The organism is Thermomonas sp. LB-4, assembly GCF_036409385.1.
Lineage (GTDB): Bacteria > Pseudomonadota > Gammaproteobacteria > Xanthomonadales > Xanthomonadaceae > Thermomonas.
This window is the reverse complement of record NZ_JAXOFT010000029.1, coordinates 1-22,419: the sequence shown is the minus strand read 5'-3', so window position 1 is coordinate 22,419 and position 22,419 is coordinate 1. Positions and strand designations below refer to the sequence as shown.

The 22,419-nt window shown below is 70.5% G+C and carries 21 protein-coding genes and 1 riboswitch; of the genes, 13 read left to right on the top strand and 8 right to left on the bottom strand.

Annotated elements, in window-relative coordinates; genetic code table 11:
• Window positions 1-166: 166 nt before the first annotated feature.
• Complete coding sequence (gene sppA / locus SPK54_RS12505) at window positions 167-2,059, bottom strand: signal peptide peptidase SppA (protein ID WP_330948222.1); 1,893 nt, start codon at window positions 2,057-2,059, stop codon at window positions 167-169.
• A gap of 73 nt (window positions 2,060-2,132) precedes the next feature.
• Window positions 2,133-3,539 carry an MATE family efflux transporter gene (locus SPK54_RS12500; protein WP_330948221.1) on the bottom strand — a complete coding sequence of 469 codons (1,407 nt, stop codon included), beginning with the start codon at window positions 3,537-3,539 and terminating at the stop codon, window positions 2,133-2,135.
• Window positions 3,540-3,603: 64 nt separating this feature from the next.
• Between SPK54_RS12500 and SPK54_RS12495 the strand changes: the two genes are divergently transcribed.
• Window positions 3,604-4,767, top strand: coding sequence for a DUF3667 domain-containing protein (locus tag SPK54_RS12495; RefSeq protein WP_330948220.1), 1,164 nt, complete (start codon window positions 3,604-3,606; stop codon window positions 4,765-4,767).
• A gap of 162 nt (window positions 4,768-4,929) precedes the next feature.
• Here the strand turns inward: SPK54_RS12495 and SPK54_RS12490 are convergent, their stop codons facing one another.
• Window positions 4,930-6,300, bottom strand: a complete 1,371-nt coding sequence (locus SPK54_RS12490; protein ID WP_330948219.1) for a DUF3106 domain-containing protein — start codon at window positions 6,298-6,300, stop codon at window positions 4,930-4,932.
• A gap of 93 nt (window positions 6,301-6,393) precedes the next feature.
• Here SPK54_RS12490 and SPK54_RS12485 point away from each other — a divergent pair, with 93 nt between their 5' ends.
• The 6 genes from SPK54_RS12485 (at window position 6,394) to SPK54_RS12460 (ending at window position 13,475) form a co-directional block, all read left to right on the top strand.
• Window positions 6,394-6,540, top strand: coding sequence for a hypothetical protein (locus SPK54_RS12485; RefSeq protein ID WP_330948218.1), 147 nt, complete (start codon window positions 6,394-6,396; stop codon window positions 6,538-6,540).
• A gap of 552 nt (window positions 6,541-7,092) precedes the next feature.
• A complete protein-coding gene (locus SPK54_RS12480; protein ID WP_330948217.1) occupies window positions 7,093-9,303 on the top strand; it encodes a primosomal protein N' in 2,211 nt (736 codons plus the stop codon).
• A 55-nt stretch (window positions 9,304-9,358) separates the two neighbouring features.
• Window positions 9,359-10,300: a transaldolase gene (tal, locus tag SPK54_RS12475; RefSeq protein ID WP_330948216.1), complete on the top strand. Its 942-nt coding sequence runs from the start codon at window positions 9,359-9,361 to the stop codon at window positions 10,298-10,300.
• Window positions 10,301-10,310: 10 nt separating this feature from the next.
• Window positions 10,311-11,582, top strand: a complete 1,272-nt coding sequence (locus tag SPK54_RS12470; RefSeq protein ID WP_330948215.1) for an NAD(P)/FAD-dependent oxidoreductase — start codon at window positions 10,311-10,313, stop codon at window positions 11,580-11,582.
• Between the two features lie 10 nt (window positions 11,583-11,592).
• Window positions 11,593-12,207, top strand: coding sequence for a trimeric intracellular cation channel family protein (locus SPK54_RS12465; RefSeq protein ID WP_330948214.1), 615 nt, complete (start codon window positions 11,593-11,595; stop codon window positions 12,205-12,207).
• Between the two features lie 131 nt (window positions 12,208-12,338).
• Window positions 12,339-13,475, top strand: coding sequence for a DNA methyltransferase (locus tag SPK54_RS12460; protein ID WP_330948213.1), 1,137 nt, complete (start codon window positions 12,339-12,341; stop codon window positions 13,473-13,475).
• On the opposite strand, the gene SPK54_RS12455 is transcribed toward SPK54_RS12460, so the two are convergent.
• Window positions 13,466-14,071 (bottom strand): hypothetical protein, encoded by a 606-nt coding sequence (locus SPK54_RS12455; RefSeq protein ID WP_330948212.1) that lies wholly within the window; start codon window positions 14,069-14,071, stop codon window positions 13,466-13,468. The genes SPK54_RS12460 and SPK54_RS12455 overlap by 10 nt on opposite strands.
• 96 nt (window positions 14,072-14,167) lie before the next feature.
• On the bottom strand, window positions 14,168-15,046 hold the full coding sequence (gene rpoH, locus SPK54_RS12450; RefSeq protein WP_330948211.1) for an RNA polymerase sigma factor RpoH: 879 nt from the start codon (window positions 15,044-15,046) through the stop codon (window positions 14,168-14,170).
• 206 nt (window positions 15,047-15,252) lie between these two features.
• A riboswitch (TPP riboswitch) is annotated at window positions 15,253-15,354 on the top strand.
• A 71-nt stretch (window positions 15,355-15,425) separates the two neighbouring features.
• Here rpoH and thiC point away from each other — a divergent pair.
• The 6 genes from thiC to thiD are packed head-to-tail and all read left to right on the top strand — an operon-like array spanning window position 15,426 to window position 20,522.
• A complete protein-coding gene (gene thiC / locus SPK54_RS12445) occupies window positions 15,426-17,234 on the top strand; it encodes a phosphomethylpyrimidine synthase ThiC (protein ID WP_330948210.1) in 1,809 nt (602 codons plus the stop codon).
• A complete protein-coding gene (locus tag SPK54_RS12440) occupies window positions 17,231-18,199 on the top strand; it encodes an FAD-dependent oxidoreductase (protein WP_330948209.1) in 969 nt (322 codons plus the stop codon). Before thiC ends, SPK54_RS12440 begins: the two co-directional genes overlap by 4 nt.
• Window positions 18,199-18,396, top strand: coding sequence for a sulfur carrier protein ThiS (gene thiS, locus SPK54_RS12435; protein ID WP_330948207.1), 198 nt, complete (start codon window positions 18,199-18,201; stop codon window positions 18,394-18,396). Before SPK54_RS12440 ends, thiS begins: the two co-directional genes overlap by 1 nt.
• 1 nt (window position 18,397) lies before the next feature.
• Window positions 18,398-19,168 (top strand): thiazole synthase, encoded by a 771-nt coding sequence (locus SPK54_RS12430; RefSeq protein ID WP_330948206.1) that lies wholly within the window; start codon window positions 18,398-18,400, stop codon window positions 19,166-19,168.
• The gene (locus SPK54_RS12425) at window positions 19,165-19,773 is read left to right on the top strand and encodes a thiamine phosphate synthase (protein WP_330948205.1); all 609 of its coding nucleotides are present in this window, start codon (window positions 19,165-19,167) and stop codon (window positions 19,771-19,773) included. The genes SPK54_RS12430 and SPK54_RS12425 overlap by 4 nt, the downstream gene beginning before the upstream one ends.
• Window positions 19,770-20,522 (top strand): bifunctional hydroxymethylpyrimidine kinase/phosphomethylpyrimidine kinase, encoded by a 753-nt coding sequence (gene thiD / locus SPK54_RS12420; protein WP_330948204.1) that lies wholly within the window; start codon window positions 19,770-19,772, stop codon window positions 20,520-20,522. The genes SPK54_RS12425 and thiD overlap by 4 nt, the downstream gene beginning before the upstream one ends.
• On the opposite strand, the gene ung is transcribed toward thiD, so the two are convergent.
• Genes ung through ubiE form a run of 3 tightly spaced genes read right to left on the bottom strand, consistent with a single transcriptional unit; the run spans window position 20,509 to window position 22,185 of the window.
• Window positions 20,509-21,225, bottom strand: coding sequence for a uracil-DNA glycosylase (ung, locus tag SPK54_RS12415; protein WP_330948203.1), 717 nt, complete (start codon window positions 21,223-21,225; stop codon window positions 20,509-20,511). The genes thiD and ung overlap by 14 nt on opposite strands.
• Before the next feature lie 5 nt (window positions 21,226-21,230).
• A complete protein-coding gene (locus tag SPK54_RS12410) occupies window positions 21,231-21,419 on the bottom strand; it encodes a hypothetical protein (RefSeq protein ID WP_330948202.1) in 189 nt (62 codons plus the stop codon).
• Between the two features lie 4 nt (window positions 21,420-21,423).
• Window positions 21,424-22,185 (bottom strand): bifunctional demethylmenaquinone methyltransferase/2-methoxy-6-polyprenyl-1,4-benzoquinol methylase UbiE, encoded by a 762-nt coding sequence (gene ubiE / locus SPK54_RS12405; RefSeq protein ID WP_330948201.1) that lies wholly within the window; start codon window positions 22,183-22,185, stop codon window positions 21,424-21,426.
• Window positions 22,186-22,419 lie beyond the last annotated feature (234 nt).

The following is a 22,419-nucleotide window of genomic DNA, read 5'->3' as shown; positions in this document are numbered from 1 at the left end:
TCCCGCACTCCGCTCTCACTGGCAACACTAGGGCAAAGACAAGACACAAGCGCACGGAACGGGCGCGATGCTCTTTGCGTGATCCTGCGAAAGCGTTCGCGCCCGTTCCGTGCGCTCCTACAGGGGAGACGGGGCGACCGGATCAATGCACCGGTCGCCATCACGCTCACATCGGTTCGCAGAAGCAGTAGGCCAGCGCCTTCACCCGCGCCTGCCCGCGCTGTTCCAGCGCGGCCTGCACGAACCGCAACGGCGCCTGTTCGTGGGCGCGGCTGGCCAGCAGCAGTTCGCCCAGCCCGGTGCCGCGCAGCAGGCCCAGCCCTGCGCGGCTCTGCATCAGCTCGGACAGCATCTGCGACAGCGGCACCGTGCGTTCTTCCACGTACACGGTCTGCCAGCGGTCGGGCTTGCCCAGCTTGGCCCGCGCGGCGGCATCGGCCACCGCGTCGCCCAGCCCGCCCAGCGCGTCCACCAGCCCGCGCTGCTGCGCCTGCGCGCCGCTCCACACGCGGCCCTGCGCCACCGCGTCGATCTGGTCCACGGTCTTGCCGCGCGCCTTGGCCACCTTGCCGGTGAAATCGCGGTAGCCCTTCTCGATCACCGCCTGCACGGTGCTGGCCACGCCGGGATCGAGCGGCCGGGTGATGTCGAACGCACCGGCGTACTTCGCGGTGGCCACGCCGTCGGTGTGCACGCCGAGCTTGCCGAGGGTGCGGTCGAGGGTGGGGAACAGCCCGAAGATGCCGATCGATCCGGTGATGGTGGAGGCGTCGGCATAGATGCGGTCGGCATTCATGCTGATCCAGTAGCCGCCGGATGCGGCGACGTCGCCCATCGACACCACCACCGGCTTGCCGGCGGCCTTGAGCGCCTCGACCTCGCGGCGGATCTGCTCCGAGGCGAACACCTCGCCGCCGGGCGAGTTCACCCGCAGCACCACCGCCTTCACGTCGTCGTCGTCGCGGGCCTCGCGCAGCAGCGCCGAGGTGGATTCGCCGCCGACCTTGCCCGGCGGCAGCTCGCCGCCGGCGATCTCGCCCTCGGCCACCACCACCGCCACCTGCGGACGGGTGTCGGCCTGCGGCAGGGTGCCATCCAGGTGCTGCAGGTAGGTCGTCAGCGCCACCTGGCGGAACCCGCCGTCGGCATTGTCGTCGGCCACGCCGCGCTTGGTCAGCAGGCCGGCGACCTCCTCGCGGGTCTTCAGCGCGGTCACCAGCTTCTGCCGCAGCGCCAGCTGGGCCAGGTCGCCGTTGGCCGCCGCCACCTGCTCGGGCAGGGTGTTGGCGTAGCTTTCCAGGGTGGCGGGATCAAGCCCGCGCGCCTTGCCCACGTCGGCCAGCAGGCGCTTCCACAGGTCGCCCATCCAGAACAGGTCGGCTTCCTTAGAGGCGGGCGAGGCGGCATCGAGGATGTAGGGCTCGGCGGCGGACTTGTATTCGCCGACCTTGAACAGGTGCATGTCCACGCCGAGCTTGTCCTGCAGCGCCTCGCGGTAGTACTGCCGGTACGAGGCCAGCCCGTCCAGCATCACCCCGCCGGGCGACATCGGGTCGAGGTAGATCTCGCTGGCCTGCGCGGCCAGCAGGTACTGGCCCTGGCCGTAGGCGTCGCCATAGGCGATCACCTGCTTGCCGGCGGCGCGGATCGCGGCCAGCTTGGCCGCCACGTCGCGCAGCGAGGCGAAGCCGCTGGGCTGCAGGTCGTCCAGGTACAGCGCCACGCGCTCGATGCGCTTGTCGGTGCGGGCGGCGTCGAGCGCGCGCAGCGCGTCGCGCAGGCGCACTTCCCGGCAGTCGCCGCTGCGGGTGGCGCGGGCCAGGTTGCGGCTGAACGGGTCGCAGCTGTACTGCTCCACCAGCCGGCCTTCCGGCGCGAACACCAGCGTCGAGCGCTGCTCCAGCGGCGCCAGCTTGCCGCCGCCGAACAGCGCCACCAGCACGATCGCCAGCACCAGCAGGAACAGCAGGTTGAAGACCAGCCGGCGGCTGAAGTTGACGGCGTCCCACAGGCCGACGGCCAGGCGGACGATGGGGCCGCGGCGGCGCGGTTCGTTCATTGCAGTGCTCCGGGAAATGCGGGCCGCGCAGCGGCGGCCAGTGTGGGAATGCTAGCCGAGCGGCGTGACGGGCTCATGCGGCATCGGTCACGGTGACCGACGGCGGTGCGATCGACGATGCGGGCGCCGGGGCGGGCATCGGCAGGCGCGCGCTGCTGCGCAGGAAGCGCCGGCACAGCAGCACCGCCGCCACCAGCAGGCCTGCGGTCAGGCCTAGCCACATCCCGCGCGGCCCCCAGCCCAGCCACAGGCCGAGGCCGGCGCCGACCGGCATGCCGATGCCCCAGTAGGCCAGCGCCGCCATCCACATCGGCACGCGGGTGTCGTTGAGCCCGCGCAGCGCGCCGGCCGATACCACCTGCACGCCGTCCGGGAGCTGGAACAGCGCCGCGTACAGCAGCAGGCTGCCGCCCAGCGCGATCACCGCCGGGTCGGCGCTGTACAGCGCGGCGATGGCGTCGTGGCCGGCCAGCATCAGCAGCGCCGAGCAGAGCTGGGTGCACAGCGCCAGCGCCAGCCCTGCGAAGGCGGCAGTGCGCACCCCGTCGCGGTCGCCGCGGCCCAGCGCGTGGCCCACCCGCACGGTGGTGGCCTCGGCGATGCCGAACGGCAGCATGAAGCACAGCGTGGCCACGTTCAGCGCCACCTGGTGGGCGGCCGCCGGCACCTCGCCCAGCCGCCCGATCAGCAGCGCGGTGGCCGCGAACAGCCCGCCCTCCATGGTCACGGTGACGCCGATCGGCAGGCCGTTGCGCAGCAGTTCGCGCTGCGCCGCCCAGCGCGGCGATTCCCAGCGCGCGAACAGCTGCAGGTCGGCGAAGCGGCGGCTGCGCCCCAGATACAGCGCGAAGCCCAGCGCCTGCATCCAGAACATCAGCGTGGTTGCCCACCCGATCCCCGCCGCGCCCATCGCCGGCAGGCCCAACAACCCGTTGGTCAGCACATAGGCGGTGGGTGCCAGCAGGCACAGCCCGCCGAAGCCCAGCAGCATGGTCGGCAGCGACCAGTGCAGGCCGTCGCTGAGGTAGCGCATCGACAGGTACAGGGTGAAGGCCGGGATCCCCCAGCGCACCGCGTGCAGGAAGTCGACCACGCCCGGCACGATGTCGGGCGCGATGCCCATTGGCCCCAGCAGCAGCGGCAGCGCCGACAGCAGCGCCAGCAGCGCGATCCCGAGCATCAGCGCCAGCCACAGCGCCTGCCGGAACAGCGGGCCGATCTGCGCGCGGCGGCTGCCGCCGTCCAGCTGCGAGACCGCCGGCGGCAGCGCCATCAGCGTGCCCATCGGCGCCAGCATCGGCAGCCACAGCAGCGCCGAGCCCACCGACACCGCGGCCAGGGTGGCGGTGCCGTGGTGGCCGGCGACCATCGCGTCGACGAAGCCGACCAGCCCGTGCGACAGGTGCCCGGCCGCCAGCGGCGCGGCCAGACGGGCGGTGCGGCCCGCGTCGGTGCGCAGGCGGGAAAGGAAGGTGGGCATGGGCGTACCGGGAAACAGGGGCGCACGCTGGCGCCGGCGCCGCGCGGCCTGTCATTCTACCGGGATGAGCCAGCCGCCCGTTCGCGAACCCGACCCGCAAACTGCGCTGGAAGCGCACTGCCGCAACTGCGGCGTGGCCCTGCACGGCCCCCATTGCCATGCCTGCGGACAGCCGGTGAAAGGGCTGGTGCGGCCACTCGGCAACCTGTTCGGCGACGTGCTGGACAGCGTGTTCGACCTCGACACCCGCGTGTTCCGCACGCTGCCGCCGCTGTTCGCCAAACCCGGCTTCCTCACCCGCGAATATTTCGCCGGCCGGCAGATCCGCTACGTCACCCCGTTCCGGCTGTTCTTCTTCCTGGCCGTGCTGGCCTTCTTCGTGGCCCAGCTGACCCTGGACGGCCCCAATATCAACCTCGGCGATGGCGACGCCATTGCCAGGGCCACCACCGTGGCCGAGGTGGAACAGGTGCGCGACGCCAAGCTGGCGGAACTGGCGAAGGTGAAGCAGGGCATGACCGGCACCGCGGCGGCCACCGGCATCCCCGGCGTCGAGGTTGGCGAACAGGTGCTGCGCGAATCCGCCGCCGCGCGCATCGCCGAGCTGCAGAAGGCGCAGGCCGCGGGACTGCCGCCGCCGGTCGCGGATACCGACCGGGAGAACGCACTGGACGTACGCTTCAACGACAGTCGCTGGGACGAGAAGAAAAATCCGCTCGACACCTCGCTGCCCGGCTTCGCCGACCGCTGGCTCAATGCGCAGCTGGCGCGCGGCAGCAGCAACATCGCCCGCCTCAAGCAGGACCCGGCGGCATTCAAGGACGCGGCGCTCGGCGCGGTGCCCACCACCCTGTTCGTGCTGGTGCCGGTCTTCGCGCTGATGCTGAAGCTGGCCTATGTCTTCAAGCGCCGCCTGTACATGGAGCACCTGGTGGTGGCGCTGCACAGCCACGCCTTCCTCTGCCTGGACCTGCTGCTGGTGCTGCTGGTGCGCGCGTTGGCGCAGTGGCTGGCGCCGGGCGAGGGCGCGCTGGCCACGCTGTTCGCCTGGGCGGAAGGCCTGCTGCTGGCGTGGATGCCGGCCTACCTGCTGCTGATGCAGAAGCGCGTGTACGCGCAGGGCTGGCCGATGACCGTGTTGAAGTACTTCGTGCTGGGCACCTGCTACTCGGTGCTGCTGAGCTTCGCGGTGCTGGCCAGCATGGCGATCGGGCTGGTGGCGATGTGAGCGCGGTGACCTGCGAGGTCAATCTCGAGGTCGACGCCGGCATTGTGGCTCGCCACCGCTGATTGCCGGCACACACGGCGCAAATGCTGGCGCTGCCGGGCTTCATCGAAGCGCGGGCGGTGGGGCGGCGGATCCCGTGCCCGAAGCGGCGCCGGTGCAGCACTATTGCTGCAGGCGCGCACGCAGCCAGGCCGAGCGCTGCGGGGGCGGCTGCGCCAGCAGCTCGCGACGCAGCGCCGCGCGGGCGTCCGGCGGGGTGATCTGCGCCAGCCGTGCCAGGGTATCCAGCTCCTCGGCGGTCGCGGCGCGCAGCAGCCGCAGCAGGGCTTCGCGCTCGCCGGCTTCGACGTAGGCGAACAATGCGGCGATGCGCGGCCAGTCCTTGCCCAGCCGCGGCCCCAGGTGCCAACCGCGATGGGCGTCGAACGACAGCGCCGCGTAGCGTTCGCGCAGGGCCTGCTGCTCGGCCGCCGGCAGCGCGGCCAATCGCGCCGCCAGCCGGCGCAGCAGGGCCTGTTCGTCGGCCGGCAGAGCCTGCCATTCCGCCAGCGCGCCGCGCTGCTGCGCGCGTTGCAGCGGCGACAGGCGGTCCCAGGCGCGCATGCGCTCGGACAGGCGGGTGACCGCGGCCGGCTCGGCAGCTGCCGCCGAGGCGGTGTCCGCGAAGGACGCGGCCAACGGCGGCGCCGGCAGCGCGTCGGGCGCCTCCACCGCCAGCCAGGCCAGCAGCGGCAGCTGCAGGGCCAGCTGCACGGTGCCCGGCTCGGCCAGCAGGTCGCGATCGGGGTGCAGGGCCGGATCGGTGGGGTCGAAGCGTGCCTTGGGCGCAGCGGCGGGGGGCAGCGGCGCCACCTGCACATGATTGCGCCAGTGATCCAGCAGCTCGCGGCCGCGCGGGTGCAGGAAAAAGCTGCCCACCAGGGCGACGACGCACAGCGCCACCCCCAGCCACAGCCAGCGCAGGCGCCGCCGATGGCGCGCAGTGGCTGCAGGCTGTTCGGCCGGCGTCGCGGCAGCGGACGCCGCGCCGGCCGCAGGCGCGGCGTCGGGCAAGGCGTCCAGCGCCCGCTGCGCGGCCGCGCGCCAAGCGCGCCAGACGTCGAGGTCGGGCTGGCCCAGCGCGTCGCGCGGCAACGCATCGCGGATGCGCAGCTGGTAGGCCTCGACCTCGATCCCGAGCGCCGCAGCGGCATCGGCATCTTCCAGGGCGCCCACCAGATGCAGCAGCAGGGCTGCCCGCACCGGGGGCGGCAGCCGCGCGATCCCGGGCAGCGGGCCGGCGGCCGCGGTGCCCGCCGTCTGCCGCATGGTCGGCGCGCTCAGCAGCAGCCGCCAGTACTGCCGCGGCCATTGCGCGATCGGCCACTGGCCGGCCTCGCCGGCGAAGACCCGGCCGGCCGCCTCAAGCGCGCGCGTCGCCGCGACGGCATCGCCGCACTGCACCAGCGCCAGCAGGCGGGCGCGCCGATCCAGGCCACGCAGGAACGCGGCCACCGCCGCGGATGGAGGGGCAGGAGGACTGGCTCTGGTCATGTCGGGGCAATCGGCACCCATCCATCTTATAGCGGCCGCTTCCGGCGCCGGCCGCCTGCTGGCGACGCCGGACGGGCAGGCTTCAGCGAGCGCATGGTCGGCGCAGCCGCGCCAGTTGTGCACAGCGGCATGGGGCGGGCGGCAACGCCGGCAGCACCGGCCACCGGCGTTTTCCGGGCCGCGCAGGCTTGGCGCAACTGTTTGATTTTGAAAGGCATCGATGCAGCGATGAAAATTTGACCAGCATCACGCAGGGGGCGCTGCTGCTGGCTTGCGGTAGGTCTTCCCGGCGTCGCACACAGGCTTATCCACAGGTGGTGGGGATAACCGGGGTTTTCCGGGCAGAAACAGCCGCTTGCGCGGAATTCCGTGCGCTGGCCCACACAAATGCCCTTCCACGCCCCGGCGCGGAATGGCTTGACACCCTCTGCCACGGTGGCTCCGCCAGCACCGGCGCGGGCTGCGGGCGGAGCAGTTGTGCACAGCCGTGAAGAGACGGTCACAAAGCTGGGTTCCACGTTAACGGGAGCGCTGCCCGGTACCGTGTTCCACGGTCAAGTAATTGATTGATAAAGAAAATCCGAATGTGGCGATTTTTTGTCCAGCTGAACCAAAGGACGCTGGGACGGCGCTTGCGCAGCAGTGGACGGGCCCCATGCACAGACTTATCCACAGTCGATGTGGATAAGCCTCCTTTTCCTGCAATAACAGCCACTTGCATGGAAGAGGTGAGCGCGGGGTCAGGTGTGCGCCGCAAGCTGAACGATGGCCGCCGGGGCTAGACTTGACCGGATGACTGCTCCCGCGATCCTGCGCGTGGCCCTGCCGGTGCCGCTGCCGCGTCTGTTCGACTACCTGCCGCCGCCCGGCGTGGACGCCGCGCTGGTGGCGGTGGGCGCGCGGCTGCGGGTGCCGTTCGGCCAGCGCGAGGTCTGCGGGCTGGTGGTCGGCCATGGCCAGGCGGATCCGGGCGTCGAGCTGCGCGCCGCCCTGGACGCGCCGGATGCGGCGCCGCTGCTGCGGGGTGAGCTGCTGGCCTCGTTGCGCTGGCTGGCCGGCTATCTGCATGCGCCGCTGGGGGAGGTGCTGGCCGCCGCGTTGCCGGCGGCGCTGCGCCGCGGCGAGCCGCTGCCGGACATGGCCCGCTACGGCTGGGCGCTGAACGAAGCCGGCCGCACCGCGCTGCCGGCAATGCGCCCCGGCCGGCCCAGGGCGCTGGCGGAACTGCTGCAGATCCTGCGCGACGAGGATTGGCTGGACGTTGCCGCGCCCGGCTGGCGCACGCCGCTGCGCGCGCTGCGCGAGCGCGAACTGGTGGTGCGTCTGGAAACCACCGGAACGGGATCGGGTTCAGTTCCGCGTGGAAGTGAACCCGCCCCCGTTTCCTCCGCTGCCTTTGCGCCCAACGCCGAGCAGCAGATCGCGATCGACGCGATCCGCGGCGCCGCCGGCTTCGCCCCGTTCCTGCTCGACGGCGTCACCGGCAGCGGCAAGACCGAGGTCTACCTGCAGGCGATCGCCGACTGCCTGGCGCGCGGCAGGCAGGCACTGGTGCTGGTGCCGGAAATCGGCCTGACGCCGCAGGCGCTGGCGCGCTTCCGCACCCGCCTGGGCGTGCCGGTGCACGCGCTGCATTCTGGCCTGAACGACAGCGAGCGCGCCGCGACCTGGCTGGCCGCCGCCAGCGGACAGGCGCGGGTGATCGTGGGCACCCGTTCGGCGGTGTTCGTGCCGCTGCCGGAGGCCGGCCTGATCGTGGTCGACGAGGAGCACGACGGCAGCTACAAGCAGTTCGACGGCCTTCGCTACCACGCCCGCGACTTCGCCATCGTGCGCGCCCGCGCACTGGCCGTGCCGGTGGTGCTGGGCAGCGCCACGCCGTCGCTGGAGACGCTGCACAACGCGCAGTCCGGCCGCTACGCGCTGCTGCGCCTGCGCCAGCGGGCGGGCGACGCGCGGCCGCCGCAGGTGCGGGTGCTGGACGTGCGCAAGCGGCCGCTGCATGCCGGCCTGTCCGAGGAGGCGCTGGCGGCGATCCGCGCGGCGCTGGACGGCGGCGGGCAGGTGCTGGTGTTCCGCAACCGCCGCGGCTATGCGCCGGTGCTGCTCTGCCACGACTGCGGCTGGAGCGCGCACTGCCCGCGCTGCAGCACCCCCGAGCGGCCCACCGCGATGACCGTGCACGCCCACGGCAAGCGCCTGCAGTGCCACCACTGCGGCCACCGCCGGCCGTCGCCGCCGGCCTGTCCGGACTGCGCCAGCCTGGGGCTGCAGCCGCAGGGCAACGGCACCGAGCGGATCGAGGCCGAGCTGCAGGCTCGCTTCGACGACGTGCCGGTGATTCGCATCGACCGCGGCAGCACCGGCCAGCGCGATGGACTGCAGAAGCACTTCGATGCGCTGGGCAACCGCCCCGGCATCCTGATCGGCACCCAGATGCTGGCCAAGGGCCACGACCTCGGCAACCTCGTGCTGGTGGTGGTGGTGGGCATCGACGAGGGCCTGTTCTCGGCCGATTTCCGCAGCGGTGAGAAGCTTGCGCAGCTGCTGATCCAGGTGGCCGGCCGCGCCGGCCGGGCGGACCGTCCCGGCACGGTGCTGTTGCAGACCCACCACCCGGAGCATCCGCTGCTGCAGACGCTGGTGGGCGGCGGCTATCACGCCTTTGCCGACGGCGAGCTGGCGCTGCGCGAAGCGGCCGGTTTTCCGCCGTTCGCGCACCTTGCGCTGCTGCGCGCCGAGGCCAAGCAGGCGGAACTGCCGCTGCAGTTCCTGCAGCTGGCGAAGACGCTGCTGGAGGGCAGCGGCATCGACCTGCATGGCCCGTTGCCGGCGCCGATGCCGCGCCGCGCCGGCTACGTGCGTTCGCAGCTGCTGCTGGCCGCGCCGGCACGCGCCGCCCTGCACGTTGCGCTGGAAGGGGCGGTGCCCGCGCTGTACGCGGCGCCGGAGGCGCGGCGGGTGCGCTGGTCGCTGGACGTGGACCCGCTGGACCTGTACTGACCCTTCGCGGTCGCGGTCCTACAATGCGGCGTCCCCATGCAGCACCGGATCGTCCGTGAAATCCCAGCTCGACCAGCTCCGCACGCATTCCGCCGTGGTCGCCGATACCGGCGACATCGAGGCCATCGCCCGCTTCATGCCGATGGATGCCACCACCAATCCCTCGCTGCTGCTGAAGGCCGCGGCGCTGCCCGCGTATGCCCCGCACCTGGCCGCCAGCGCGGCGGCGGCCAGCGGAGATGATCCGGTGGGCGACGCCTGCGACCGGCTGGCGGTGGCGATCGGCAGCGAGATCGTCAAGCTGATCCCCGGCCGCGTGTCCACCGAGGTCGACGCGCGGCTGAGCTTCGATACCGAGGCCACCGTGGCCAGGGCGCACCGGCTGGTGCGGCTGTACGCGGATGCCGGCATCGGCAGCGACCGCCTGCTGATCAAGATCGCCGCCACCTGGGAAGGCATTCGCGCCGCCGAACGGCTGGAGCGCGAAGGCATCCACTGCAACCTGACCTTGCTGTTCTCGTTCGCGCAGGCGGTGGCCTGCGCCGAGGCCGGCGTGTACCTGGTCTCGCCCTTCGTCGGCCGCATCCTCGACTGGCACCTGGCCAACGGCATGGCGCCGCCAGCCGCGCCGCAGGACGACCCCGGCGTGCGGTCGGTCACGCGCATCTGGCAGTACTACAAGCAGCACGGCTACGACACCGTGGTGATGGGCGCCAGCTTCCGCAACACCGGGCAGGTACTGGCCCTGGCCGGCTGCGACCGGCTGACCATCTCTCCCGACCTGCTGGCCGAACTGGAGCGCTCGAACGCGCCGGTGGCGCGTGCGCTGGACGAGGAAGGCGGACGTGTAGCGCCCCCGGCGGCGCTGGACGAGGCCGGCTTCCGCGCCCGCCACGACGAGGACACCATGGCCCGCGAGAAGCTGGAGGAAGGCATCCGCAAGTTCGCCGCCGACCAGCAGCAGCTGGAAGCGCTGCTCGCGGCGCAGCTGGGCTGACGCCGCGGCGATGGCGACCCGGCCGCGCGTGGTGATCGTCGGCGGCGGCTTCGCCGGCCTGTGGGCGGCGCGCGCGCTGGCATCGGCGCCGGTGGAGATCGTGCTGGTCGATCGCGGCAACCACCACCTGTTCCAGCCGCTGCTCTACCAGGTCGCCACCGCCGGCCTGTCCGCGCCCGACATCGCCGCGCCGCTGCGGCACATCCTGCGCAGGCAGAAGAACGTCGAAGTGCGGATGGCCACGGTGACCGGCATCGATCCCGGTGCCAGGCGCGTGGCCCTCGACGACGGTGGCGCGCTCGCTTTCGACTTCCTGCTGGTGGCCAGCGGCGCGACCCATGCGTATTTCGGCAACGAGCATTGGGCGCGGCACGCGCCGGGGCTGAAGACCCTGGACGATGCGCTGGACCTGCGGCGCAAGCTGCTGCTGGCGTTCGAGCGCGCCGAAGCGGCGACCGATCCCGCCGAACGCCAGGCGTGGCTGAGCTTCGCCATCGTGGGCGGTGGGCCCACCGGCGTGGAACTGGCCGGCACGCTGGCGGAGATCGCCCGCCACACGCTGAAGAACGAGTTCCGCAACATCGACCCGTCGACGGCGCGCGTGCGCCTGGTCGAGGCCGGGCCGCGCGTGCTGGCGGCGTTTCCGGAAGCGCTGTCGGAGAAGGCGAGGCGGCAGCTGGAGCGGCTCGGCGTGGAAGTGTCGCTGGGCACGCCCGTCAAGGACATCACCGCGGACGGCTACGCGCTGGGCGATGCCTTCGTCCCGGCGAAGACGGTGGTCTGGGCGGCGGGCGTGGCGGCGTCACCGCTGGGCGCGATGCCGGGCGTGCCGCTGGACCGCGCCGGCCGCGTGCAGGTGCGGCCCGATCTCGGCGTGCCGGGGCATCCGGACATCTTCGTCGCCGGCGATCTCGCCGCGCTGGCACGCGCCGATGGCAGGCCGGTGCCCGGCGTGGCGCCGGCGGCCAAGCAGATGGGTCGCTATGTCGCGCAGGTCATCCGCGCGCGGCTGGCCGGCCGCGTGCTGCCGCCGCCTTTCGCCTACAAGGACTACGGCAACCTGGCCACCATCGGCCGCATGGCGGCGGTGGTCGATCTCGGCACGCTGCGCTTCTCCGGCCTGCTGGCCTGGTGGTTCTGGCTGGTGATGCACGTGTTCTTCCTGATCGGCTTCCGCAACCGGCTCGTCGTGCTGCTCAACTGGTGGTGGGCCTACTGGAGCTACCAGCGCGGGGCGCGGATCATCCTGGGCGAAGGCCGCGATCGGCCGGCGGCGGAGTAACCCCAATCCCATGTCCACCCTGTTGCTCGTGTTCGACCTGATCGGCACCTTCGTGTTCGCCCTCAGCGGCGGCACCCTGGCGGTACGCCAGCGGCTGGACCTGTTCGGCGTGCTGGTGCTGTCCTGCGCCGCGGCGGTGTCGGGCGGGGTCATCCGCGACGTGCTGATCGACGCGCATCCGCCGGCCGCGCTGGCCGACTGGCGCTACCTGGTCACCGCGATACTGGCCGGGCTGGTCACGTTCCGCTGGTCCGCCGCGATCGAGCGCCTGCGCAACCCGGTGCAGCTGTTCGATGCCGCCGGGCTGGCGCTGTTCGCGGTGCTGGGCACCGGCAAGGCGCTGGCGTTCGGGCTGTCGCCGTTCGCGGCGATGCTGCTGGGGATGGTGACGGGCATCGGCGGCGGCATCGCCCGCGACGTGCTGGTGGCGCGCACGCCCGTCGTGCTGCAGGCCGAGCTGTACGCGGTGGCCGCGCTGGCCGGCGGCGGCGTGGTCGCGCTGGCCTCGGCCCTGCACCTGCCGCAGCATCCGGCGATGGTCGCCGGCGCGCTGGCCTGCTTCGGCCTGCGCTGGATGGCGCTGCGCCACGGCTGGCGGTTGCCGGTGGCGCGGCCGCGGGACTGAGGAAAGAAATTGGTGTGCAGTACATATTCATTCGCATCGGATGAGACCAGCACGATGCAAGCTCTGGCTCCATTGAATAAAGACGTCTTGACGTCTATTCTCTCTTTAAGAATGAAAATGGCAGCCCACTCATGAAGCAAATGCCCGGTGCAGTACGCGACTCCATCATTCGCGCGCTTTCGGCAAGACCCAAGGGAGCATCCGTCAAGGACATCGTCGAAGCTGTGAACGATACGATCGGGCCAACACCCGCCTCTTCGATCCGCTCTTACTTGAATCTTAATGCCGGACGTTACTTCGTTCGTAGCGAGCGCGGCGTCTATCGCCTGCATGACGATCTGTTCGATGCTTCACAATTCGATCCGTTCGAACAGAACAAGGCATCTACAAGCACCAGCCCTGAACTCTTCCGTTATGGCTCATCGCTACTCGTTCGATCCGATTGCTTCGAATGGTTGCGTGCCCGCGATGCCTGTTCATTGCATGCAGTGGTGACAGACCCGCCTTATGGTCTGATCGAATACAGCGATACTGAACAAGCCAAGCTGCGTGGTGGGAAAGGCGGTGTGTGGCGGATACCGCCTTCGTTCGACGGTGCTAAACGCACGCCGCTGCCAAGATTCACCGTACTTTCGCCGCAGGATGTCATCGCGCTGGAGGAGTTCTTCCTGCAATGGGGAAAATTGCTTCTGCGTGCGTTGGTGCCCGGCGCGAATGTGGTCGTGGCGTCCAACCCGCTGCTTTCCCATGTCGTCTCCACCGCGCTTGCGAAGGCGGGATTGGAGCGCAGGGGCGAGATCATCCGCCTGGTCATGACCATGCGAGGGGGAGATCGCCCGAAGGGCGCGCATGAGGAGTTTCCCGATGTCAGTGTGATGCCTCGCTCCATGTGGGAGCCGTGGTTGACTTTCCGCAAGCCGTTGGAGGGCCGGGTTCAGGACAATCTCCGGAAATGGGGAACGGGTGGGTTTCGCCGGCCATCCGATGACAAACCTTTCGGAGATGTCATTGCTTCAGCCCCAACGCGGGGACGTGAACGATCCATTGCGCCTCATCCCAGTCTGAAACCACAGGAGTTCCTGCGAACGCTCGTGCGTGCATCCCTTCCGCTTGGGCGAGGAATAGTTTGCGATCCGTTCGCGGGTTCGGGGTCAACCTTGGCTGCGACGGAAGCGGTGGGCTATGCGAGCATTGGTGTTGAGCGTGACCCGGAATACTTCCGTCTTGCGCAAACGGCTCTTCCGAAGCTGGCTAAGCTTCAGGTCTGAAGCCTGTAGATCCAGTTGGATCGCAACTTCGCAACGCCTTCTTTGTGGAGCGTTGCTGTTCTGGTTCCGAGTTCACCGCGTGCATTCTTTCTGAAGTCTTCTTGCACGACTTTACCGAGATAGACCTCGGTGAATGCCATCGGCTTCCGCGCATTGGCCGGCTCGGTTTTGTCGTCGATGACATAGACGAAAACACACATCCACTGGTCGCGCGCGCCATGAGTATCGACCGCGCCGCCGGATTTCCGAGTCGTTTTGATTTCGACGCCCTCCGTGCCGGACTTCACGGCATTGTCGGCGTACACGCCTTTCACGAGCAGATCAGGGTGACCGTTGAAGTATTTGTTCTCGGTCAGCGTTCTGGAGTGGCGCGCCACGCTAGCAGTGAGCATGTCGGACAGCAGACCGGACATGATGGCGGGCCGCAACATGTCGTCCATCCGTTGCAAGCCCTTGTCGATTAGGGCGGCATTCACGTCGTGGAAGAAATCATAAATATCTTGCATCGCAAGCTCAAAGTCCTTCAGTCTCAGCTGGAAGGGCAGGTCGGCTTGCTCGTTGAATGCAGAAAAATCGACGCGATTGCGTTGGGTCATGGTTAGCGGGGTTGTTCGGTGGTTTTGCGAGTCTAAACAACAAAACGGCCCGGATCGCTCCGGGCCGTTCGGTGTTGCGTCGATGGCGAAGCGCGCTTACGCCGCGAACAGCGCCTTCATCTTCTTCAGCGCGTTCGCCTCGATCTGGCGGATGCGCTCGGCGGAGACGCCGTATTCGTCGGCCAGTTCCTGCAGCGTGACCTTGCTGTCGGCGTCCAGCCAGCGGCGCTTGATGATGTCGCGCGAGCGGGCGTCGAGGCGGGCCATGCCTTCGCGCAGCACGTCCAGCTGGTCTGCTTCGCTGTCGGCGGATTCGTAGGCGGCGGCGGGGTCGCCGTCATGGGCGACCAGATAGCTCACCGGCGCCGGCGGGGCGTGGTCGTCGTCGGCATCGTCCGGCGCGTCGAAGCCGATGTCGCGGCCGGACAGGCGCGATTCCATCTCCAGCACTTCGCGCTCGGAGACGTTCAGGTCCTTGGCCACCGCGCGCACTTCCTCGGCGTTGAGCCAGCCCAGTCGGGTCTTGCTCTTGCGCAGATTGAAGAACAGCTTGCGCTGCGCCTTGGTGGTGGCCACCTTCACGATGCGCCAGTTCTTGATGATGAACTCGTGCATCTCGGCGCGGATCCAGTGCACCGCGAAGCTGACCAGGCGCACGCCGACGGTCGGGTCGAAGCGCTTGACCGCCTTCATCAGGCCGATGTTGCCTTCCTGGATCAGGTCGCCCAGCTGCAGGCCGTAGCCGCTGTAGCCGCGGGCCACGTGCACCACGAAGCGCAGGTGCGACAGGATCAGTTCCTGCGCGGCGGCGATGTCGTTGTCTTCGCGCAGGCGATGGGCCAGGCGCTGCTCGTCCTCGACCGACAGCACCGGGATCTGGTGCACGCCGCTGATGTAGGCCTCCAGCGAGCCGATGGCGCTGGGGATCGGCAGGTTGTTGGCGACAAGCGCGGTAGACGTCATGGTTTCCCTCATGGCCTCGATTCTAGCAGTCGCATTCTCTGACTGCTGACCGCGCGGTAAGTTCTGAGCGTTGCATCAATGGAACGATTGCGCGTTCAACTTCCGTTTGGTTTGACCGGCTGCGACCGCCCACGCCCGCGGTGTTGCCGACGGGCATCCGCATCTACCACCTCGCCCCGGCCATCGCTTGACAGCATCGGCGTGCCCGCGGATGCTGCGGCCATTCCGAGGGGAGCCCCGTACGGGGCTGAGAAAGCGTCGAGCTGACCCTTGCACCTGATCCGGGTCATGCCGGCGTAGGAACGGAAGAACACGCGCAGTGCCACCGGCACTGCCTGCCGTTGCATCGTCAATCCCGGATCTCCCGCCGCTTCACGAGGAGGAGATCCACATGCAAGCACCCCCCGCCCGTCCGGGCGCCGTCACCACCGGCCCGATCCGCGGTTCGCGCAAGGTCTATCTGTCGCCCCCCGGCCACCCCGGCCTGCGCGTGCCGCTGCGCGAGATCGCACTGGACGACCCGCAGACGCCGCGCCTGCACCTGTACGACACCTCCGGCCCGTATACCGAGGACGGCGCCGCCATCGACCTTGCCGCCGGGCTGTCGCCGCTGCGCGAGAGCTGGCTGGCGGCGCGCGGCTTCGAAACCATCGAAGGACGCACGCTGCGCCCTGAAGACAACGGCTTCGCCAGCGGCGAGCGGCTGGTCGCGGCCTGCCCGGCGGCGCGCACGCTGCGCCGCGGCAACGAGGGCCAGCCGGTGACCCAGCTGGAGTTCGCCCGCGCCGGCATCGTCACCGAGGAAATGGTCTACGCCGCCCATCGCGAAAACCTTGGCCGCATCGCCGCCAGCGACGAGGAAAAGCAGCGGCTGGCGGCAGGCGAGTCGTTCGGTGCGGCGCTGCCGGCGCTGGTGACGCCGGAATTCGTGCGCGAGGAAATCGCCAAAGGCCGGGCCATCCTGCCGGCCAACATCAACCATCCGGAACTCGAGCCGATGGTGATCGGGCGCAACTTCCTGGTGAAGGTGAACGCCAACATCGGCAATTCGGCGCTGTCGTCCGGGGTGGCCGAGGAAGTGGAAAAGCTGGTGTGGGCGATCCGCTGGGGCGCCGATACGGTGATGGACCTGTCCACTGGCCGCAACATCCACAACCTGCGCGGCTGGATCCTGCGCAACGCGCCGGTGCCGATCGGCACGGTGCCGCTGTACCAGGCGCTGGAAAAAGTGGGCGGCGACCCGGCCAGGCTGGACTGGGAGGTGTTCAAGGACACCCTGGTCGAGCAGGCCGAGCAGGGCGTGGACTACTTCACCATCCATGCCGGCGTGCGGCTGGCGCACGTGCCGCTGACCTCGAAGCGCGTCACCGGCATCGTTTCCCGCGGCGGTTCGATCATGGCGCGCTGGTGCCTGCGCTACCACCGCGAGAACTTCCTGTACGAACGCTTCGACGAGATCTGCGACATCCTGCGCCGCTACGACGTGTCCTTCTCGCTGGGCGACGGGCTGCGCCCCGGCAGCATTGCCGATGCCAACGACGCCGCCCAGTTCGCCGAACTCGACACCCTGGGCGAGCTCACCCGCGTGGCGTGGGACAAGGGCTGCCAGGTGATGGTGGAAGGCCCCGGCCACGTGCCGATGCACAGGATCCGCGACAACATGACGCGCCAGCTGGAAGCGTGCAGCGACGCGCCGTTCTACACCCTGGGCCCGCTGACCACCGACGCCGCGCCCGGCCATGACCACCTGACCTCGGCGATCGGCGCGGCGATGATCGGCTGGTTCGGCACCGCCATGCTCTGCTACGTCACCCCCAAGGAGCACCTGGGCCTGCCCGACCGCGACGACGTCAAGACCGGCGTGATCAGCTACAAGATCGCCGCCCACGCCGCCGACCTGGCCAAGGGCCATCCGGCCGCGCAGGCGCATGACGATGCGCTGTCGCGGGCGCGCTTTTCGTTCCGCTGGGAAGACCAGTTCAACCTCTCGCTGGACCCCGACACCGCGCGCGCCTACCACGACGCCACCCTGCCCAAGGACGCGCACAAGAGCGCGCACTTCTGCTCGATGTGCGGGCCGAAGTTCTGCTCGATGCAGCTCAGCCACGAGCTGCGCGGCGAGGCCGATGCCGGGATGCAGGCGAAGGCGGCGGAGTTCATCGCCGGCGGGGGCGAGCTGTACGTGGACGCCGCGCCGTGAGCGCGCGCGTGCGGGTGCTCGGCGCCGGCGTGGCCGGCCTGGCGGCGGCATTGGAACTGGCGCAGGCGGGTGCCGAAGTGGAAGTGCTGGAATTGGGCGCGCAGCCCGGCGGCGAGGCTGCCAGCCGCTTTGCCGGCGGCATGCTGGCGCCGTGGTGCGAATGCGTCAGCGCTGAACCGCTGGTGGCCGAACTGGGCCGGCAGGCGCTGGACTGGTGGCCGCGGCAGTACCCCGGCACCGTCCGCAACGGCACGCTGGTATTGGCCGCTGCGCGCGATGCCGGCGAGCTGGAAGCCTTTGCCCAGCGCAGCGACAACTACCGCCGGCTGGACGCCGATGGCGTGGCCACGCTGGAGCCGGAACTGGCCGGGCGCTTCCGCCAGGGCCTGTTCTTCGCCGACGAAGCGCACCTGGATCCGCGCGCGGCGCTGGCGGCATTGGCGGTGCGGGTGCAGGAACTGGGCGTGGAAGTCCGTTGCGGTGTCGATGCGCGCGCGCAGCCGGACGATGGCCGCACGCTGCTGGACTGCCGCGGCTACGCCGCCCGCGACCGCCTGCCGGAGCTGCGCGGCGTGCGCGGCGAAATGCTGCTGCTGCACAGCGACGGGGTGCGCTTCTCGCGCCCGATCCGGCTGCTGCACCCGCGCGGCATGCACTATCTGGTGCCGCGCGGCGACGGTCGCTGCATGCTGGGCGGCAGCATGCTGGAAAGCGACGATGCCGGCGCGCCCAGCGCGCGCGCGGTGATGGAACTGCTGAACGCCGCCTACGCGCTGCATCCGGCGCTGGCCGAGGCGCGCATCCTCGAGCTGGGCCACGGCCTGCGTCCGGCCTTCCCGGACAACCTGCCGCGGCTGCAGCGGCGCGACGGCCGCTGGCATCTGAACGGGCTGTTCCGCCACGGCTACCTGCTGGCCCCGGCGCTGGCGCGGCAGGCCGCCGCGCGCCTGCTGGAGGCGGCGTGATGCAGCTGCAGGTCAATGGCGAAACGCGCGCCGTCGAAGCCGCCACGCTGGCGCAGGCGCTGCTGGAACTGGGCTATCGCGGGGCGCATGTCGCCACCGCCCTCAACGGCGTGTTCGTGCCCGCCGGCCAGCGCGGGGCGCAGGCGCTGCGGGACGGCGACGCGCTGGAAGTCCTCGCCCCGATGCAGGGAGGTTGAGATGCGGGTGTACGACATCGAAGTGGGCTCGCGGCTGTGGCTGGGCAGCGCCCGCTATCCCTCGCCGGCGGTCCTGTCCGCAGCGGTGCGCGGCGCCGGCTGCGACGTGGTGACGGTGTCGCTGCGCCGCGAGAACGCGCAGGCCGGCGCCGGCCAGGCGTTCTGGGCGCTGATCCGTGGCCTCGGCGTGCGGGTGCTGCCCAATACCGCCGGCTGCCATTCGGTGAAGGAGGCCGTCACCACCGCGCGGATGGCGCGCGAGCTGTTCGGCACGCGCTGGATCAAGCTGGAGGTGCTGGGCGCAGGCGAGCTGCTGCAGCCGGACGTGTTCGGGCTGGTGGAAGCGGCGCGGATCCTCTGCGACGAGGGCTTCCAGGTATTCCCCTACACCACCGCCGACCTCGGCGTGGCCGAGCGCCTGCTGGAGGCTGGTTGCCGGGTGCTGATGCCGTGGGGCGCGCCGATCGGCAGCGGCCGCGGGCTGGCCGATCCGTTCGCGCTGCGCGCGCTGCGTGCGCGCTTTCCCGGTCTGCCGCTGGTGGTCGACGCCGGCCTGGGCCTGCCCTCGCACGCGGCGATGGCGATGGAGTTGGGCTTCGACGCGGTGCTGGCGAACACCGCGGTGGCGCTGGCCGCCGACCCGGCGCGGATGGCGCGCGCGTTCGCCGATGCGGTGCGCGCCGGCCACGCCGCGCATGCCGCGGGGCCGATGCCGGTGCGCGACTTCGCCGAGCCGTCCACGCCGGTCATCGGCCAGGCCTGGCGCGCATGAGCCGGCTCGATCCGTTCTACCCTGTGGTCGACAGCGCGGCCTGGGTGCAGCGCCTGCTGCCGCTGGGAGTGAAGCTGGTGCAACTGCGGATCAAGGACGCGGCCGGCGGATGCCTGCTGGCGGAGATCCGTGCCGCGCTGGCGGCTTGCCGCGCCCGGGCCGCGCAGCTGGTGGTCAACGACCACTGGCAGCTGGCGCTGGACGCCGGTGCGGACTTCGTCCATCTAGGCCAGGAGGACCTGGACGGCGCCGACCTGCCGGCGCTGCGGCGGCGCGGCGTGCGGCTGGGCCTCAGCACCCACAGTGATGCCGAGCTGGAGCGCGCGCTGGCGCAGGCGCCTGACTACATCGCGCTGGGTCCGGTATATCCGACCACGCTGAAGCGGATGCCATGGCCGCCGCAGGGCCTGCCGCGCGTCGGCGAGTGGAAGCGGCGGATCGGCCCGCTGCCGCTGGTGGCGATCGGGGGCATCACCCTGGAGCGTGCGCAGGGCTGCTTCGACGCCGGCGCCGACGCGGTGGCGATGGTCAGCGACATCACCCGCCACACGGATCCCGACGCGCGCACCCGCGACTGGCTGCGGGCTACGCGGGGCCGCGCATGAAGCCGCTGGCGCTGAGCATCGCCGGCTCCGACAGCTGCGGCGGCGCCGGCATCCAGGCCGACCTGGCCGCGTTTGCCGCGCTGGGCGTGCGCGGCGCCACCGCGATCACCGCGGTCACCGCCCAGAACCGCAGCGGCGTGCGCGCGCTGCAGGTGCTGCCGGCGCTGCTGGTGCGCGACCAGATCGATGCGGTGTTCGAGGAAGAGCCGGTGCGCGCGGTCAAGCTGGGCATGCTGGCCGAGGCGGCGATCATCGAAGCGGTGGCGGCCAGCCTGCGCCAGCATGGCGCCCCCGCGGTCGTCATCGACCCGGTGATGATCGCCAGCTCCGGCGCGCGGCTGCTGCGCGCCGACGCGGTGGCGGCGTTACGCCGCGAGCTGCTGCCGCTGGCCGATTGCCTGACCCCCAATCTCGATGAAGCCGCCGCGCTGCTGGAGGCGCCGCGCGCGCAGGACGAGGCGCAGATGCTGGCGCAAGGCCGCGCACTGCTGGCGCTGGGCCCGCGCGCGGTGCTGATGAAGGGCGGCCACGCGCCGCTGACCGAGGCGGTGGACCTGCTGGTGCAGCCGCAGTCGGTGCAGCGTTTCGCCGCGCCGTGGATCATCGGTGCCGATGGCCACGGCAGCGGCTGCACGCTGTCGGCGGCGGTGGCGGCCGGGCTGGCGCTGGGCGACGCGCTGGAAGTGGCGGTGGGCGCCGCCAAGCGGCATCTGGGCCGTTGGCTGGGCGAACGCTTCAGGTCGTCGTGAGCAGCGCCCGCGGCGGCAGAGTCCAGTCGATCGGGGTCTTTCCGCAACGGGTCAGGTATTGGTTGGCGGCCGAGAAATGGCCGCAGCCGAGGAAGCCGCGGTGCGCCGACAGCGGCGAGGGGTGCGGCGCCTTCAGCACGCGATGGCGGCGTCCGTCGATCACCGCGCCCTTCTTCTGCGCGTAGCTGCCCCAGAGCAGGAACACCAATTGCTCGCACTCGCGGTTGAGCACGTCCACCACGTGGTCGGTGAACCCTTCCCAGCCGCGGCCCTGGTGGCTGCCGGGCTTGCCGTCCTCCACCGTCAGCACGCTGTTGAGCAGCAGCACGCCGCGCCGCGCCCACGGCAGCAGGCAACCGTGGTCGGGACGGATGAAGCCGGTATCGCGCTCCAGTTCCTTGTAGATGTTCAGCAGCGACGGCGGCACCGGCACGCCCGGACGCACCGAGAAACACAGCCCGTGCGCCTGACCGGCACCGTGGTAGGGGTCCTGGCCCAGGATGACCAGCTTCACCGCGTCGAACGGCGTGGCCTCGAAGGCGGCGAAGATTTCGCCGCCCGGCGGGTAGATGGTGGCGCCGGCGGCCTTGCGCTGGCGCAGGAAGGCGGCAAGGGCGCGCATGTCCTCGCGTCCGAACCAGTCGCCCACGCGCGCCTTCCAGCTCGGTTCCAGGCGGATGTCGGGCGGAGCGGGGGTGTCCATCGCGCTCAGATCACGCCGCGCTTCTTCTCGAACAGCAGGTAGGCCACGCCCAGCACCGCACCGATCCCCAGCGAGGCCGGCCAGCCCAGCGGGCTCAGCCACTTCACCAGCCCGGCCAGCAGCAGGCCCAGCAGCACGAACTGCGAATAGCGCCAAGGGCTGTCGCGGAAGTTCTTCAGTTCCGGGCCGGCCACGGGCTCAGACCTTGTAGCCGGTGTGGATGGCGACGATGCCGGCGCTCATGTTGCGGAAGCTGCAGCGCGCCAGCCCCGCCGCTTCCATCATCGCCTGCAGCTCGCGCTGCGGCGGATGCTTGCGGATCGACTCGGCCAGGTACTGGTAGCTCTCGGCATCGCCGGCGAACAGGCTGCCCAGCTTCGGCAGCACCTTGAACGAGTGGAAGTCGTAGATCGGCCGGAACCATTCGGCCTGCACCTCGGAGAATTCCAGCACCCGCGCCTGCCCGCCCGGCTTCAGCACGCGCGCGATCTCGCGCAGCGCGGCGTCCTTGTCGGTGACGTTGCGCAGGCCGAAGGCCATCGTCACCAGGTCGAAGCTGGCGTCGGGGAATGGCAGGCATTCGGCGTTGCACTGCACGTATTCGAAGCCGCGGACAAAGCCACGGTCGGTCATGCGATCGCGGCCGACGCGCAGCATGTCGCCGTTGATGTCGCCCAGCACCAGTTCGCCGGTTTCGCCCACTCGGTCCTTCAGCAGCGCGGCGATGTCGCCGGTGCCGCCGGCCAGGTCCAGCACGCGGTCGCCCCTGCGCACCTGCGAGGTGGCGACGAAGAAGCGCTTCCACAGCCGGTGGATGCCCAGGCTCATGGCATCGTTCATCAGGTCGTATTTGGCGGCCACCGAGGTGAACACCTCGGCCACCAGCTTCTGCTTCTGGGCCACCGGCACGTCGCGGAAACCGAAGTGGGTGGTGCCGGCTTTGTCCTGGGCTGTATCCATGGCGGGGATTATCGCACCATGGATTGATCCCGATCATGCCCGCCGGCCGCCGCCCGGCGAGAATGGTCCCGACCGCCGCCGGAGCCCGCCATGCAATCACCCCATTCGCACCAGCCCTTGCTGATCGCCGACGATCCCGCGCTGGACGCCTACATGGCCGACGTGCACGGCAAGAATTTGGTTCTTCTCCCAACTGAGGGGAGAGGCGCACGGCCGACCGGGCAGACTTGCTGA